The 14,966-nt window shown below is 67.2% G+C and carries 13 protein-coding genes; 5 read left to right on the top strand and 8 right to left on the bottom strand.

Features of this window, described 5'->3' with window-relative positions:
• Positions 1-11 precede the first annotated feature (11 nt).
• Genes ABIC65_RS14260 through smc form a run of 4 tightly spaced genes read left to right on the top strand, consistent with a single transcriptional unit; the run spans position 12 to position 5,455 of the window.
• Entirely contained in the window at positions 12-548 is a 537-nt protein-coding gene (locus ABIC65_RS14260; RefSeq protein WP_354309618.1) for a DUF721 domain-containing protein, read from the top strand.
• Between the two features lies 1 nt (position 549).
• Positions 550-1,245: a DsbA family protein gene (locus ABIC65_RS14255; protein ID WP_354309617.1), complete on the top strand. Its 696-nt coding sequence runs from the start codon at positions 550-552 to the stop codon at positions 1,243-1,245.
• A 24-nt stretch (positions 1,246-1,269) separates the two neighbouring features.
• On the top strand, positions 1,270-2,037 hold the full coding sequence (locus tag ABIC65_RS14250; protein ID WP_354309616.1) for a thioredoxin domain-containing protein: 768 nt from the start codon (positions 1,270-1,272) through the stop codon (positions 2,035-2,037).
• Between the two features lie 10 nt (positions 2,038-2,047).
• Positions 2,048-5,455 (top strand): chromosome segregation protein SMC, encoded by a 3,408-nt coding sequence (smc, locus tag ABIC65_RS14245; RefSeq protein ID WP_354309615.1) that lies wholly within the window; start codon positions 2,048-2,050, stop codon positions 5,453-5,455.
• A 90-nt stretch (positions 5,456-5,545) separates the two neighbouring features.
• On the opposite strand, the gene ABIC65_RS14240 is transcribed toward smc, so the two are convergent.
• The 5 genes from ABIC65_RS14240 to truB all read right to left on the bottom strand — a co-directional run bounded on the left by ABIC65_RS14240 (position 5,546) and on the right by truB (position 11,126).
• Positions 5,546-6,511 carry a hypothetical protein gene (locus ABIC65_RS14240; RefSeq protein WP_354309614.1) on the bottom strand — a complete coding sequence of 322 codons (966 nt, stop codon included), beginning with the start codon at positions 6,509-6,511 and terminating at the stop codon, positions 5,546-5,548.
• Between the two features lie 161 nt (positions 6,512-6,672).
• Positions 6,673-7,110, bottom strand: a complete 438-nt coding sequence (locus ABIC65_RS14235) for a hemerythrin domain-containing protein (protein WP_354309613.1) — start codon at positions 7,108-7,110, stop codon at positions 6,673-6,675.
• 156 nt (positions 7,111-7,266) lie between these two features.
• Positions 7,267-9,621: a polyribonucleotide nucleotidyltransferase gene (gene pnp, locus ABIC65_RS14230; protein ID WP_354309612.1), complete on the bottom strand. Its 2,355-nt coding sequence runs from the start codon at positions 9,619-9,621 to the stop codon at positions 7,267-7,269.
• Positions 9,622-9,804: 183 nt separating this feature from the next.
• Positions 9,805-10,074: a 30S ribosomal protein S15 gene (gene rpsO / locus ABIC65_RS14225; RefSeq protein WP_010544825.1), complete on the bottom strand. Its 270-nt coding sequence runs from the start codon at positions 10,072-10,074 to the stop codon at positions 9,805-9,807.
• 23 nt (positions 10,075-10,097) lie between these two features.
• Positions 10,098-11,126, bottom strand: coding sequence for a tRNA pseudouridine(55) synthase TruB (gene truB, locus ABIC65_RS14220; protein ID WP_354309611.1), 1,029 nt, complete (start codon positions 11,124-11,126; stop codon positions 10,098-10,100).
• 209 nt (positions 11,127-11,335) lie between these two features.
• Between truB and ABIC65_RS14215 the strand changes: the two genes are divergently transcribed.
• Positions 11,336-13,606 (top strand): TonB-dependent receptor, encoded by a 2,271-nt coding sequence (locus tag ABIC65_RS14215; RefSeq protein ID WP_354309610.1) that lies wholly within the window; start codon positions 11,336-11,338, stop codon positions 13,604-13,606.
• 84 nt (positions 13,607-13,690) lie between these two features.
• On the opposite strand, the gene ABIC65_RS14210 is transcribed toward ABIC65_RS14215, so the two are convergent.
• From ABIC65_RS14210 to ABIC65_RS14200, 3 genes are read right to left on the bottom strand one after another with little or no spacing between them, the layout of a single operon-like run.
• Positions 13,691-14,275 (bottom strand): thymidine kinase, encoded by a 585-nt coding sequence (locus ABIC65_RS14210; RefSeq protein WP_354309609.1) that lies wholly within the window; start codon positions 14,273-14,275, stop codon positions 13,691-13,693.
• Positions 14,275-14,664 (bottom strand): type II toxin-antitoxin system VapC family toxin, encoded by a 390-nt coding sequence (locus ABIC65_RS14205; RefSeq protein WP_354309608.1) that lies wholly within the window; start codon positions 14,662-14,664, stop codon positions 14,275-14,277. The genes ABIC65_RS14210 and ABIC65_RS14205 overlap by 1 nt, the downstream gene beginning before the upstream one ends.
• Positions 14,651-14,944 carry an AbrB/MazE/SpoVT family DNA-binding domain-containing protein gene (locus tag ABIC65_RS14200; protein WP_354309607.1) on the bottom strand — a complete coding sequence of 98 codons (294 nt, stop codon included), beginning with the start codon at positions 14,942-14,944 and terminating at the stop codon, positions 14,651-14,653. The genes ABIC65_RS14205 and ABIC65_RS14200 overlap by 14 nt, the downstream gene beginning before the upstream one ends.
• Positions 14,945-14,966 lie beyond the last annotated feature (22 nt).

Genomic DNA, 14,966 nt, shown 5'->3' with positions numbered 1-14,966 from the left:
GGGGACCCGCAATGACGAAGCCCCCGCGTACCACCACCCGCCAGCCGCGCCTCGAGCCGCAGCGCTCGAACCGCGTCCGTGCGGTATCCGAGCTGCTGCCGGACGTGGGCGGCGCGGCTTTCCGCAAGTTCGGCTTCGTCCAGTCCGCCGTGGTCAGCCGCTGGAGCGAGATCGTCGGCGAGCGCTATGCCCGCGTTTCCGCCCCCGAATCGATTCGCTTCCCGCGCGGCAAGCGCGAGGAAGGCGTGCTGGCGCTCACCGTCTCTGGCGCCTTCGCGCCGATGATGCAGCATATCGCGCCCGAGATCATCGAGCGGGTGAACCGCTTCTTCGGCTATCCCGCCGTCGCCAAGCTGGCGATCCGCCACGGCGACCTGCGCGCGCCCAAGGCCAAGCCCGCGCCACCGCCCAGCCTCAAGCCGCTGTCGGAAGCGATGGGCGACAGCCTGCGCGGCATCGCCGATCCGGAGCTGCGCGCGGTGCTCGAATCGCTTGCAGCAGGAGTCGCGGCGCAGGACGAAACGCCGGTGTTCGGCCGGATCGATTGAGATGATGCAAAGACTCATTACCCTGATGCTGGCGCTGGTGCCGCTCTTCGCGCTCGGCGCCGCACCTGCTCCGCAGCCCAACTGGCTGACCAACGTGGTCGCCACGCCCGAGGGCGGCTATCGCCAAGGCAATCCCAACGCACCGATCAAGCTGGTCGAATATGGCTCGCGCACCTGCCCGACCTGTGGCCGCTTCGCCAACGAGGGCATGAAGCCGCTGCGCGACCAGTATATCGCGACCGGCAAGGTCAGCTATGAGTATCGCGACTTCCTCGTCCATGGCGCGCCCGATCTGGCGCTGGCGCTGCTCAACCAGTGCGTGGGCACGCAGCGCTTCTTCCCCGTGCTCGACGCGATCTATGCCAACCAGCCCAGGTTCGAGGAAAAGCTGATCGCGCTGGAGAAGACGCCCGCCACGCTGGAGGCCTGGCAGAAGCTGCCCCCGCCGCAGATGGCGACGCGCTTCGCCGAGGCCATGGGCATGATCGCCTTCCTCAAGACGCAAGGGCTGCCCGAAGCCAAGGCACGCCAGTGCCTCGCCGATCCCAAGGGGATCGCGCGCATCGCCAAGACCCAAGCGGACGGCGCAAGCCTCTACAAAGTGGACGGCACGCCCAGCTTCTTCGTCAATGGCCGGCGGGTGCGCGCCTTTACCTGGCCGTATCTCGAGCCCGAACTGCGCGCCGCCGGCGCCTGACCCTTTCGTAACCCGGAGACTTCCATGCGTTTCGCCCTCGCGCTTCTTCCCATCCTGGCGCTCGCCGCCTGCAACGGCGGCAACAAGGCCGGCGGCACCGGCGGCAACAGCAGCGCGCCCGTCCAGACCTCAGCGCCGGTCGCCGGCGCGGCGGCCCCCGCCGGCAAGCAGTGGACCGACGTCGTCGAGAAGACCAAGGACAATGGCTTCCGCCAGGGCAACCCCAACGCGCCGATCAAGCTGGTCGAATATGGCTCGCGCATGTGCCCGTTCTGCGCCCAGTTCGGCACCACCGGCGTCGGCCCGCTGCGCGAGAAGTACATCGCGACCGGCAAGGTCAGCTATGAATATCGCGACTTCCTGATCCACGGCGCACCGGACCTAGCGCTCGCGCTGCTCAACCAGTGCGTGCCTTCGGATGCCTTCTTCCCGACGCTGGACCAGATCTATGCCGGCCAGGAAGAGTTCGAGAAGAAGATCATGGCGCTCCAGCAGACCAACCCGCAGGTGCTCGACCAGATCCAGCAGATGCCGCCGCCCCAGGCCGCAGCCGGCTTTGCCCAGGCGCTGGGCATGGTCGACTTCATGAAGCAGCGCGGCCTGCCCGAGGCCCAGGCCAAGGCTTGCCTCGCCGACCAGAAGCAGATCGAGACGATCGCCAAGGTCAATGCCGACGGCGCCAATGTGTACGGCGTGAACTCGACGCCCACCTTCTTCATCAACGGCCAGAAGACCGATGTGAACACCTGGGCCGATCTGGAGCCGCTGCTCCAGAAGGCCGGCGCACGCTGATCGACCAGCCATGCAGATAAAGCGGCTGCGGCTGACGGGCTTCAAGAGCTTCGTCGACCCGGCCGATCTGCGGATCGAACCGGGGCTGACGGGCATCGTCGGCCCCAATGGCTGCGGCAAGTCCAACCTGCTCGAAGCGCTGCGCTGGGTGATGGGCGAGACCAGCGCCAAGTCGATGCGCGGCGCCGGCATGGAAGACGTGATCTTCGCCGGAACCGCGACGCGGCCGCAGCGCGACTTCGCCGAAGTAGCGGTGGTCGCGGACCTGGACGACCAGCAGGACGAGCTGGAGATCATCCGCCGCATCGAGCGCGGCGCCGGATCCGCCTATCGCATCAACGGCCGTGACGTGCGCGCCAAGGACGTGGCGCTGGCCTTTGCCGATGCCGCGACCGGCGCGCATTCGCCCGCGCTGGTCAGCCAGGGGCGGATCGGCGCGATCATCGCCGCCAAGCCCGGCGAGCGCCGCGCGATGCTGGAGGAAGCGGCGGGGATCGCCGGCCTCCATGTCCGCCGCCGCGATGCCGAGCAGAAGCTGCGCGCCACCGAGACCAACCTCACGCGCCTCGACGAATTGATCGGCGAGCAGGAACAGCGCGCCGCCGCGCTCAAGCGCCAGGCGCGCCAGGCCGAGCGCTATCGCGAGCTTTCCGACCGCATCCGTGTCGCCGAGGCGCGGATGATCTTCGCCCGCTGGCGCGACGCGGCCGCGGCGGCCGATATCGCGCGCAAGGAGGCTTCCGAGGCCGAGTCGCTGGTGGTCGAGCGTACCGCCGCGCAGGCCGAGGCGGAGGCCGCGCAGAAGGCGGCGGCCGAGGCAGTCGGCACGCTTCGCGCCGAATCGCTGCGGCTGCGCGATGCCGCCAGCGATGCCCAGCACCGGCTCCAGACGCTGCGCAGTGCCCGCCACGGCGTCGAGCGACGGATCGCCGAACTGGCCGAGGCGAGCCGGCGGCTGGAGACAGATCGTGCGCGCGAAGCCTCGCTGGCGCGCGACGCCGCCGAGGCCATCGCACGCCTGACCGGCGAACAGGCGACGCTGGAAGCGCGGATTGCTGAGACCGCGGCGCGCGTGCCCCTGCTTGATGCGACGCTCGCCGATACCGAACGCGCCGCCCGCGATGCCGAAGTCGCGCTCTCGCAGGCACTGGCCCAGCAGGCGGCCGAAGCCGCGGAAGTGCGCGTCGCCGATGCCGCGCTGTCCGCCGCGCGCGGCCGGGTGGAACGCAGCCAGCGCGATCAGGCGCGGATCGAGGCCGAGGCGCGGGCCCTCGGCGACGCCGCACCGCTCCATGCCGAGCGCCAGCGCGCCAGCGAAGCCCGGGCCGAAGCGCAACGCCAGGCCAACTCCGCCCGCGACGCGCTCACCCGCGCCGATGCCGAGGAGCGCGCCGCGATCGAGGCGCGCAACGGCGCCCAGGCGGCGCGGGCGGCCGCGCATGCAGAGCTCGCCCAGATCGACAGCGAGGCGGCGGCGCTCGCCAAGGCAACCAGGCCCTCGGGCAAGGACCGGCTGCTCGACCGGGTTACCGTTGCCGCCGGCTATGAACGCGCGCTGGCGGCGGCGCTGGGCGACGATCTCGAGGCCGGGCTCGATGCGAGCGCCGAGCGCTATTGGGGAGGCGCGGAGGCACTGCCGACCGATCCCGCGCCGCCATCGGGCACCTCGCCGCTTGCCGAGCACGTCACCGCCCCACCGGAACTCGCCCGGCGACTGGCGCAGGTGCTGGTGTGCGACGCGGATGAAGGCCAGCCCCTCGCGGTCGGACAGCGGCTGGTGACATTGCAGGGCGTGCTGCGCCGCTGGGACGGCTATCGCGCGCGCTCGGGCGGCGCGGCGGCGGCTGAGCGGCTGGAGCGGGTCAACCGCCTCACCGCACTGGAGCAGGCACGTCCCGCGGCGCAGGCGGCGCTGGAAGCAGCGGCGGCGGAACTCAACCGGATCGAGGCGAGCATCGCCGAGGCCCGCCGCAGCGCCGCGGAGAACCGCAAGCGCCTAGACCAAGCCGACCTCGCCGCGCGCGAGGCGACGCGTGCCGAGGATCGCGCCGCCAACCAGCTCGAACGGCTGGAGGCGCAGCGCGCCGATCTCGAAACCCGCCGCGCCCGCATCGCGGCCGAGGCGGAGGAAGCCGCCTCCGAGTTTGCCCGCGCAGAGGCGGCCAAGGCCGCGCTGCCCGACGGGACGGAGACTCGCGCCAAGGTCGCCGCACTCTCCCGCGAGGCAGACCATGCTCGCGCTGCCGTGGCCAGCGCCCGCGCCGAGCGCGCCAGCTTCGACCGCGACCTGGCCCAGGCCCGCGAGCGGCTCGCCACCGCCGGGGCCGAGGCGAAGAGCTGGTCCGCCCGCGCCGCCGATGCCACCCGCCGCTCCGCCGAAATGGACGAGCGCGCTGCAACGCTGGCGCAGGAGCGCGATGCAATCGCCGCCCGCCCCGCCCAGATCGCCGCGCAGCTCGCCGACGCCGAGGCCGCCGATGCCTGGATGCAGCAGGAATCCGCCGCCGCCCAGGTCGCCGAGCGCGAGGCCGACGCCCGGCTGCGCGCCACCGAGGCGGCGCTGCGCAAGGCGAGCGAGTCGCTCTCCGAAGCCCGCGAGCGCCGCGCCGGGGCCGTCGCCCGCGCCGAGAACCAGGACGTGCGCCGGGTTGAGATGGGCCGGGTCTCGGGCGAACGGTTCGAATGCCCGCCGCCGCTGCTGCCGGCGCGGCTGCACTTCGAGGCCGACAGCGTGCGCAGTCCGCAGGACGAATCCGCAGCACTCGACAAGCTGACCACCGATCGCGAACGGCTCGGGCCCGTCAACCTCGTCGCCGAGACCGAGCTTGCCGAGATCGAGGCCGCGTTCGGCACCAATGCCAAGGAACGCGACGAGCTGCTCCAGGCGGTCAACCGGCTGCGCGGCTCGATCGGCACGCTCAACCGCGAGGGGCGCCAGCGGCTGCTCGCCGCGTTCGAGGCCGTCGACCAGCATTTCCGCCGGCTGTTCACCACCTTGTTCAACGGCGGCCAGGCGCATCTAGCGCTGATCGACTCGGACGATCCGCTGGAGGCCGGGCTGGAGATCCTGGCCCAGCCACCGGGCAAGAAGCTGCAGTCGCTCACCCTGCTCTCGGGCGGCGAGCAGGCGCTGACCGCGGTGGCGCTGATCTTCGCGCTGTTCCTCACCAAGCCCTCGCCGATCTGCGTGCTCGACGAAGTCGACGCGCCGCTCGACGACGCCAATGTGGATCGCTTCTGCGACCTGCTGGAAGCGATGACCCGCGAAACGGCGACCCGCTACCTGATCGTCACCCACAATGCCGCGACCATGGCGCGGATGCACCGGCTGTTCGGGGTGACGATGGTCGAGCGCGGGGTCAGCCGGCTGGTGTCGGTGGACCTCGGCGGCGCGACGAGCTTGCTTGCGGCGGAGTAGCGGGAGGCCGTCGCTTGGAGCCCTACGGCGTCAGCGCTCCGGGCGTTCATCCCTTCAGGTTCAAGATAGTTGCGCAAGCACTTCCGACATTCAAAAGCTGCTACCCTGGGTTATCGCCGCCGCCGCCTTGTACACCGACGCCTTGAACCAGACGCCATCGCTGACCAGGTGCATAACGCTGCCTCTACCCTGAAACAGCCCAGCCTTGCCGCGTGTCATCTTGCTGTGTCGCAAGCTACCCAGTTCGCGGCTCGAATTGCCCTCGAGCTTGACTAGCGTGATCCGATCCAAGCGGTCGTTGTAGCCGCCACCCAGCATCACGAGGTCGTTTTTCACGGCGACGGCCTTAGCCCCGGCAACCCCGTTCGACCAGAACGCCGCCTTGCCTCCGCTGACTTTGACGATAGGGAAATTCGAGTAATAGCACGCCCAGACTTCATCGCCGCAGAGTGTCATTGCGTAGATGTCGTCAATCCCACGCTCCTCGCCATACTTCTCGTTGAACGCCCAGAGAACACGGCCAGATGCATCGAACTGAACAAGCCCGCCTGACGATACGGGCCAGCTTCCGTCCTTCTTCGGCCCGCCAAAGACGCCCTCGTCGAAGTAACCAACCCAGATCGTCGCGTCAGGGGCGCAAAACAGGGTTTCGATCCCGTCGCCGAGAACCATCGCCCATTCCTTCTCCCCATCCGCAGAATAGATGACGCCGTTCTTCTCTCCTTCTTTGGCGCGAGAGCCAGCAATGAGCCATCTACCGTCGGACATCCTATCTACGACGGGATAGGCACCCGATGGCAGAATCGCCACATCGGACTCCGTAGTTCCGTCAAAGATCGAGAGCCGCATCTGATCGTCCCAGACCTGCGGGTGCTTTGGTGAACCCCAGCCACCCTGCGCGGCCTCCCTCCACCGCCTGAACTCGCTATGGACATCCTTCCGAGTGCGGATGAGCGCCAATCTCCCGTCCGCCAACGCGGTGTAGCCGTAGTCGAACCAACCTTCCGGTGTCGCAGGAAGAGGAATCATTTCCGCGATAGTTTCAAACTCGATCATGTCACAGCGTTTGCAATTAGGTGCGACGTCTGCAAGCACTCACCCCATCGCAAATATGAAAACGCGTGCCGAATATGCGTGCGACACGTTGTGCCGCCTGATTGATCGCCTGACCGGCCTTCGTTGGGGCGCACGCGGACTCAAGGGCTGCCGCCCGCCCATCAATGCTTGGTCTGGAAGCTCGGCTCGCTCTGCAGCGCGGCGGCGACCAGCAGGCTTTCCTCCAGCTTCACCCGGTCGCGCAGGCGCGGCAACATAGCGCGGCTGGCGTCGGCGAAGCCCTGCCGGTCGGCGGCGATCTGCTCGGGGGTCCAGAACTGGAGATAGTCCTGCCAGTTGGCCTTGAGCCGCTCGAAATCCTCGCGGACCTGGTCGACCTTGGTGCGCGAGATGCCCGGCTGGGCCGACATCGTGAGCGTGTAGATCGTGGTGTCTTCGCGGGCGAGATGCTCGGCGACGCAGTTGAGCAGATGGTCGAGCGCGGTGGAAAGCTGGAGGGGAGTCGCGTCGCTTTCGAGTAGTCCCGACAGGCGCCGTGCGAGAATGTCGATCATTTCGTGATCGTGCCGCAGTTCGGCGATCGTCGTCGTTGCCATCATCGTTCCGCCCTTACCCTTAGCTTCGCGTGCTCCGATCCATCCCCCCAAGGATTGCATAGCGCTGTTTAACGCAAAGTGGAACTTCGGAATGGGTTAATGAAAAAGGGGCCCGGCAACGCCGGACCCCCTCTCATTTCTTGCGCGAAACGCGTGCGGTCAGTCACGATCGCCGGTCAGGAACGCGGGCAGGCCGATGTCCTCGCCGCCTTCGTCCTTGCCGCCTTCGCGACCACCCCCGCGCGGCTTGTCGCCACGGTCGCGGCGCGGGCCACGCTCGCCGCGCTCACCACCGCGCTCGCCGCCACGGCCGCCTTCGCGACGGCGGTCGCCGCCACGATCGCCGCGGTCGCCGCGATCCCCACGGTCGCCGCGCGGCTCGCGGGCTTCACGTGCGGGGCGCGAGTCTTCCAGCTCGGCACCGGTTTCCTGGTCGACGACGCGCATCGACAGGCGCACCTTGCCGCGCGGATCGATCTCGAGGACCTTGACCTTGACTTCCTGGCCTTCGCTCAGGACGTCCGAGACCTTCTCGACGCGCTCGTTCTTGATCTCCGAGACGTGGACGAGACCGTCCTTGCCGCCCATGAAGTTCACGAACGCACCGAAATCGACGAGGTTGACGACCTTGCCGTTGTAGATCTTGCCGACTTCGGCTTCCTCGACGAGGCCCTTGATCCACTTGATCGCGGCTTCGATCTGCGCCGGATCCGACGAGCTGACCTTGATCACGCCCTCGTCGTCGATGTCGACCTTGGCGCCGGTGGTGGCGACGATCTCGCGGATCACCTTGCCGCCGGTGCCGATCACTTCGCGGATCTTCGACTTGTCGATCGTGAAGGTCTCGATGCGCGGGGCATGCGCGGAGAGCTCGGCGCGGACTTCGCCCAGCGCCTTGTTCATCTCGCCCAGGATGTGCGCGCGGCCGGCCTTCGCCTGGTTGAGCGCCGCCTCGAAGATCTCCTTGGTGATGCCGGCGATCTTGATGTCCATCTGCATCGTGGTGATGCCTTCGGACGTGCCGGCGACCTTGAAGTCCATGTCGCCCAGGTGATCCTCGTCACCCAGGATGTCGGACAGGATCGCGTAATCCTTGCCCTCGAGGATCAGGCCCATGGCGATGCCCGAGACCGGACGCTTGATCGGCACGCCGGCGTCCATCATCGCGAGGCTGCCGCCGCACACCGACGCCATCGACGACGAGCCGTTCGACTCGGTGATGTCGCTGGTCAGGCGGATCGTGTAGGGGAAGTCTTCCTTGGCGGGCAGCACCGGGTGCAGCGCGCGCCATGCCAGCTTGCCATGGCCGACTTCGCGACGGCCCGGCGCGCCGAAGCGGCCGACTTCGCCGACCGAATAGGGCGGGAAGTTATAGTGCAGCATGAAGTTCTGGTAGCTGAGGCCGTTCAGGCCATCGATCATCTGCTCCGCATCCTTGGTGCCGAGGGTGCAGGTGGCGATGGTCTGGGTCTCGCCGCGGGTGAACAGCGCCGAGCCGTGCGCGCGCGGCAGGAAGTGCGTCTCCGCCTCGATCGGGCGGATCTGCGTGGTGGTGCGGCCGTCGATGCGCTTGCCGTCCTTGAGGATGGCGGTGCGGACGATCTCGGCTTCCAGCTTCTTGGTCAGCTTGATGCCGGCCATGACGTCCTGGGGGCTGAGGCCTTCCTCGGTGAACTGCGCCTTCGCCTTGGCCCGCGCCTCGTTGAGCGCGTTCGAGCGGGCCGACTTGTCGGTCAGCTTGTAGGCGGCGGCGATGTCCTTGCCGATCAGCTTCTTGAGCTTGTCCTTGATCTTGGCGTTGTCGTTCGACGACGCCATTTCCCAAGGCTCCTTGGCGGCCTGCTCGGCGAGCTTGACGATCGCCTTGACGATCTCGCGGCAGGCATCGTGCGCGAACAGCACGGCGCCGAGCATGATCTCTTCCGAAAGCTCCTTGGCTTCGGATTCGACCATCATCACCGCGTCATAGGTGGCGGCGACGACGAGATCGAGCTCGCCCTCGGCAACCTGCGCGTCGGTCGGGTTCAGGATATACTCGCCGTTGAGGTAACCAACGCGGGCGGCGCCGATCGGGCCCATGAAGGGCACGCCCGACAGGGTGAGCGCTGCCGAGGCGGCGATCATCGAAAGGATGTCGGGCTCGTTCTCGCCGTCATAGCTCAGCACCTGAGCGATGGCGTTGATCTCGTTGTAGAAGCCTTCCGGGAACAGCGGGCGGATCGGGCGGTCGATGAGGCGGGAGACGAGCGTCTCCTTCTCGGTGGCGCCGCGCTCGCGCTTGAAGAAGCCACCCGGGATGCGACCGGCGGCCGAGAATTTTTCCTGGTAGTGGACGGTCAGCGGGAAGAAGTCCTGGCCTTCCTTCACGCTCTTGGCGGCGGTGACCGCGCACAGCACCACGGTTTCGCCGAGGGTCGCGATCACCGCGCCGTCGGCCTGACGGGCAACCTTGCCCGTTTCGAGAGTCAGCGTCTTGCCGCCCCACTCGATCGATACAGTCTTCTTGTCGAACATGTCGTTTCCTTCACTCCCCGGTGCAAATCACGCGGGGGGCCTATGCGTGAGCCGTATGTGGCTCGTGGGACCGACCGTATTGCCGGATCCCCCGTTTCGATCCCGGCGCCTTTCGCCGGGGACCGCCGATGCGTTATCGCACCGGAATGACAAAAAGGCGACCCGAAGGTCGCCTTTCCGTGGTTACTTGCGAAGACCGAGCTTCGCGATGAGATCTGCGTAGCGCGCCTGGTCCTTCTTCTTCAGATAGTCCAGCAGGCTGCGGCGCTTGTTGACCAGCATCAGCAGACCGCGGCGCGAGTGGTTGTCCTTCGCGTGGGTCTTGAAGTGCTCGGTGAGGTTGGCGATGCGCTCCGAGAGGATCGCGACCTGCACTTCGGGGCTGCCGGTATCGCCCTCGTTGCGGGCGTGTTCCTTGACGAGCGCTTCCTTGCGCTCCTGCGTGATCGACATGCAATTTCCTTCGACATCTAAGGCTACAGGTTGAAGCCGCGTACGACCCGGATGCTGCCGGTTTCCGCCTCTACCAGCGCAACCGGGGTATCCCCGAGCAGCGCGAAATACAGGCCCTCGTCTTTGGCAATCCCGACCAAGACCCGCCCCTGGCGGAGCAGCCCTGCCTGATCGGGGGTGAGGGATAGAGCCGGGATGTCGTCCAGCCCCGCCCTCAGCGGCAGGCAAATGTCTTCAAGGCGCCGCTCCTTAGCGGCATCCGCCAAAGAGTCCAGCGAAATCGCCCGGTCCAGGGTGAAGGGCCCGGCCTTGATGCGACGGAGATAGGTGACGTGGCCGACGGTTCCTAGGGTGCGGGCGATGTCGCGGGCGAGGCTGCGGATGTACGTGCCCTTGGAGACGTGTGCACGCAGGGTGATTTCGTGGAGCGGCGCGCCCGCCAATCCAGTCGAAGCGCCCGCCCCCTCAACGCCGTCATCCCGGCGAAAGCCGGGATCCATTGGGGTCATCGTCTCGGCGCTTGCTGCTGGCGGAGTGGCGAATGGATCCCGCCTTTCGCCGGGATGACAGCCGTCGGGTGAAGGCACGACCTCCAGCCCGTAGATCGTCACTGCACGGCTCTTGAGTACCACCGTCTCGCCCGCGCGGGCCAGATCATACGCCCGCTCGCCATCGACCTTGAGCGCCGAATAGGCGGGTGGCACCTGCTCGATCGGCCCGGTGAAGCGCGGCAACACCGCCTCCAGCTGCGCCAGCGTCGGCCGCGCGTCCGACTCCGCGATGCCCTTCCCCTCGGCATCGAGCGTGTCCGTCTCCACCCCGAACCGGATGGTGAAGTCGTACACCTTGTCGCTGTCGAGCATGCGGCCCGCGAGCTTGGTCGCCTCGCCCAGCGCGATCGGCAGCACGCCGGTCGCCAGCGGATCGAGCGTGCCGCCATGGCCCACCTTCACCTTGGGATAGCCGCCCTCGCGCAGCGCGCGCTTGACCGCGCTCACGCCCTGGGTCGAGCCGAGGCCCAAAGGTTTGTCGAGAAGGATCCAGCCGTGCATCGCCGCGCCATAGGTGCCCTTCGCCGCCCGCGCAAATCACGACATTATTGCAACACCAACAGGCAAACCGTTCGGGCGCAGCCCGAAACGCTTGCTGCAAATGACGGTTCCGCTACAGGCGCGCGAAAAATCAGCGACACCGACAAGAAACGATCGCGAAAACGCGCCGGAGAGGACGAGCCAACACTGTACGGGGACTCGACTCAGCCATGACCACTTCCGCCATCCTTCGCGGCCTGCTGCTCGCCAGCGCCGCGCTCACCGCGCCCTCGGCGCTCGCCGCCAATCGCAACGAAACGCCCGCCCCGGTGCAGGGCGCCCAGCCCGACGAGACCGCGCCGCAGCAGAGCGGCGAGATCGTCGTCACCGCGCAGCGTCGCACCGAAGCCGCCAAGGACGTGCCCGTCGCCGTCACCGCGATCGGCGGCGAGAAGCTCGACGTGCTCAATTCCTCGGGCCTCGACATCCGCTTCCTCTCGGCGCGCACGCCCAGCCTGCAGATCGAAAGCTCGTTCGGCCGCACCTTCCCGCGCTTCTACATCCGCGGTCTCGGCAACACCGATTTCGATCCCAATGCCGCGCAGCCGGTGTCGGTGGTGTACGACAATGTCGCGCTCGAAAACCCGATGCTGAAGGCGTTCCCGGCATTCGATCTGGCGCGCGTCGAAGTGCTGCGAGGGCCGCAGGGCACGCTGTTCGGCCGCAACACGCCGGCCGGCGTGGTGAAGCTCGAATCGCAGCGCCCGACCGACAAGTATGAAGCCAAGGGCGGCATCAGCTGGGCGACCTACAACACGATCAACGCCGATCTCGCGCTCAACGCACCGCTGGGCAATGGCTTCGCGCTGCGCGTCTCGGCGCTGGTCCAGCACCGCGACAACTGGGTGGTGAACGACAGCACGAGCAAGCTCAGCGTCGCCAACCGCAAGCTGGAAGGCTATACCGATCGCGCCGGCCGCGTGCAGCTCAGCTACACCAATGGCGACTTCAACGCGCTGATCAACGTCCATGGCCGCGACCTCGAAGGCACGCCGCGCGTGTTCCGCGCCGGCCTGTTCCAGCAGGGCTCGAACAACTTCTCGGCGGGCTTCGACCCCAAGCACGTCAAGCTCGACGGCTATACCAGCCAGTGGCTGGAGCAGTGGGGCAGCAACCTGCAGCTCGACTATCATTTCGATGGCCTGGGCACGCTCTACTCGATCACCTCCTATGAGCGTGCCAAGGTGCAGAGCACCGGCGACGTCGACGGCGGCGACAACTACACCTTCCCGGCGCTGGGCCTGAACAACGCCCTGTTCCCGTCGAACACCGGCGGCATCACCAGCCCCAAGGAGTTCAGCCAGGAACTGCGCTTCGCGACCGACCAGTTCGGCGCTTTCCGCGGTCAGGCCGGTGTCTATTATTTCGACCAGAATCTCGATTACAGCGAATATGGCTATCCGCTGGGCGGCGGCGCGCAGAACCAGAATATCGGCCATGTGAACATCAACGAGAATTTCGGCGTGTTCGCCTCGGGCGAGTTCAAGGCGACCGACGCGCTGACCCTGCGTGCGGGCGTGCGCTATTCGCATGACCGCAAGAACGATGTGATCACGGGCTTCTCCGGCGACCTCACCAGCGGCCTCAAGCTGCCGGTGCAGACCAAGGTGAAGGGCGAGGCGGTGACCTGGGATGCCAGCGCCACCTATGCGCTGACCCCCGACGTCAACGTCTATGCGCGCTTCGCCACCGGGTATCTCGGCCCGGCGATCCAGGACCGCGTGACCTTCGGCTCGGTGCCGACCACCGCGGGCAAGCAGTTCACCAAGTCGGCCGAGGCTGGCGTCAAGGGCGCCTTCCCGGCCAAGGGGCTGAACTATGCGCTGACCGGCTACTGGTTCCGCACCGACGACCTGCAGCTGACCGCGGTGGGCGGCGCGAGCAACTCGACCCGTCTGCTCTCGGCCGACCACGTCAACGGCTATGGCGTGGAGGCGGAGTTCAGCTATCGCCCGGTGCGCGGCCTGGATCTCACCGCCAGCGGCAGCTACAACTTCACCCAGATCCGCGACCCCAAGCTGGTCGTGGCGGCGTGCGGTTCGCTGTGCACGATGACCGATCCGACCTTCACCGTCGGCACCAGCACCTTTGCCCGGATCGACGGCAATCGCCTGCCCCAGGCGCCGCGCTTCGTGCTGAACGCCACCGCCCGCTACGGCGTGCCGCTGGCGAACGGCGGTGAGGTCTATGCCTATACCGACTGGGCCTATCGCAGCGAGATCAACTACTTCCTCTACGAGGCCAAGGAGTTCCGCGGGCGTTCGCTGGTCGAGGGCGGGCTGCGCATCGGCTACCGCGCGCCGGAAGGCTATGAGGTGGCGGCGTTCGCCCGCAACATCCTCAACCAGATCCGCGCGCAGAGCGCGATCGACTTCAACAACCTGACCGGCATGATCAACGAGCCGCGCATCATCGGCGGCGAGATCCGGTTCCACTTCTGATCGGGGGCGCGGTGGGTTGGCTCCCGGCCGCGCATTCGGTTCCAAGGGCGTCGCAGGGTATCCTCGCGGCGCCCTTTTCTTATGTCAGCCGATCGCGCCGCGCCGCTCAACGAAATGGCGGCGGCAAAGCGCAACATAGCGGTCGTTGCCGCCGATCTCCCGCTGCTCGCCCTCGCGCACCGCATGTCCCGCAGCGTCGACACGCAGGTTCATCGTCGCCTTGCGCCCGCATTCACAGACCGACTTGATCTCGACCAGCGAGTCCGCGATCGCCAGCAGCGCCGCCGCGCCCTCGAACAACACGCCGCGGAAATCGGTGCGCAGCCCGTAGCAGAGCACCGGCACCTCGTCCTCGTCGCACACGGCAGCGAGTTGTCGGACCTGGGCGGCGGAGAGGAACTGCGCCTCGTCGACCAGCACGCAGGCCAGCGGCGACGCGAAATGCGCGTCCTGGACGATCGTGCGCAGGTCCGTGGCCGTCTCGAACGGGATCGCATCGGCATGGATGCCGAGCCGCGAGTCGATCACGCCATGCCCGCCGCGATCATGGACGCCTGCGGTGAACAGCAAGGTGCGCATACCGCGCTCGCGATAATTGAAATCGGCCTGGAGCAGCGTGGTCGATTTCCCCGCATTCATCGAGGCATAGTAGAAATAGAGCTTGGCCATCAGGCGAGGGTCTCGATGGTGACGGGCGGATTGGGACCGGCGGCGCGTTCTATGCCCCGAGCGAACGTCACGAAGCTGGTGGCAGGGCCGACCGCGAGCAAATGGAACATGTCGGTCAGGTCGGCGCCCTGCGCGACACGGTCGAGTGCCCAAGCCAACGCGCCGCTATCCTCTACCTGGACGGAAGGCAGATCCATCAGGTCCCGCAAGGCACGAGTCACCGCGTGGGCGGGCTGGCGGTAGCGCGACTGCAGCAACCACCCTAGTTCGAGCAGCACGCTGTTCGAAACATACACGGGACTACGCAGCACCTCGCCGGCCGCTGCGGCTTGCGCCGGATCATCGCCAATCAGAAACCGGGCAAGAACGTTGGTATCAACGGCGCGCACGATCGTCCCGCGCACCCGCAGCGTCGGCAGCGGACTGCCCGACCGCGTGATTCATTTCTTCGATGGATACCGGCGGGCCATCGTAGCGCAGCGTCGCGCGAAGCGAGGCGGTGATCTCATCGAACGAGCGGCCGGATTTCGTGACGATCGGACGCAGCACGATCGATGCGCCGCTGCGAACCACCTCAAGCTGCTGACCGGGCAAAAATCCCAGCGCGTCCCGAACCTCCTTCGGGATCACGACCTGGCCTTTCGCAGAGAGCGTCGTCGTAGCGTTCATGTCGGTAAGATGCGTCTTACCG

The sequence above is a fragment of the Sphingomonas trueperi genome, from assembly GCF_040545665.1.
GTDB lineage: Bacteria > Pseudomonadota > Alphaproteobacteria > Sphingomonadales > Sphingomonadaceae > Sphingomonas > Sphingomonas trueperi_B.
The sequence above is the reverse complement of the archived record's forward strand: the minus strand, read 5'-3'. Positions and strand labels throughout refer to the sequence as shown.

Coding starts and splice junctions, on each gene's coding strand:
- ABIC65_RS14260 (WP_354309618.1), top strand. CDS start 12: ATGACGAAGCCCCCGCGTACCACCACCCGCCAGCCGCGCCTCGAGCCG.
- ABIC65_RS14255 (WP_354309617.1), top strand. CDS start 550: ATGATGCAAAGACTCATTACCCTGATGCTGGCGCTGGTGCCGCTCTTC.
- ABIC65_RS14250 (WP_354309616.1), top strand. CDS start 1,270: ATGCGTTTCGCCCTCGCGCTTCTTCCCATCCTGGCGCTCGCCGCCTGC.
- smc (WP_354309615.1), top strand. CDS start 2,048: ATGCAGATAAAGCGGCTGCGGCTGACGGGCTTCAAGAGCTTCGTCGAC.
- ABIC65_RS14240 (WP_354309614.1), bottom strand. CDS start 6,511: ATGATCGAGTTTGAAACTATCGCGGAAATGATTCCTCTTCCTGCGACA.
- ABIC65_RS14235 (WP_354309613.1), bottom strand. CDS start 7,110: ATGATGGCAACGACGACGATCGCCGAACTGCGGCACGATCACGAAATG.
- pnp (WP_354309612.1), bottom strand. CDS start 9,621: ATGTTCGACAAGAAGACTGTATCGATCGAGTGGGGCGGCAAGACGCTG.
- rpsO (WP_010544825.1), bottom strand. CDS start 10,074: ATGTCGATCACGCAGGAGCGCAAGGAAGCGCTCGTCAAGGAACACGCC.
- truB (WP_354309611.1), bottom strand. CDS start 11,126: ATGCACGGCTGGATCCTTCTCGACAAACCTTTGGGCCTCGGCTCGACC.
- ABIC65_RS14215 (WP_354309610.1), top strand. CDS start 11,336: ATGACCACTTCCGCCATCCTTCGCGGCCTGCTGCTCGCCAGCGCCGCG.
- ABIC65_RS14210 (WP_354309609.1), bottom strand. CDS start 14,275: ATGGCCAAGCTCTATTTCTACTATGCCTCGATGAATGCGGGGAAATCG.
- ABIC65_RS14200 (WP_354309607.1), bottom strand. CDS start 14,944: ATGAACGCTACGACGACGCTCTCTGCGAAAGGCCAGGTCGTGATCCCG.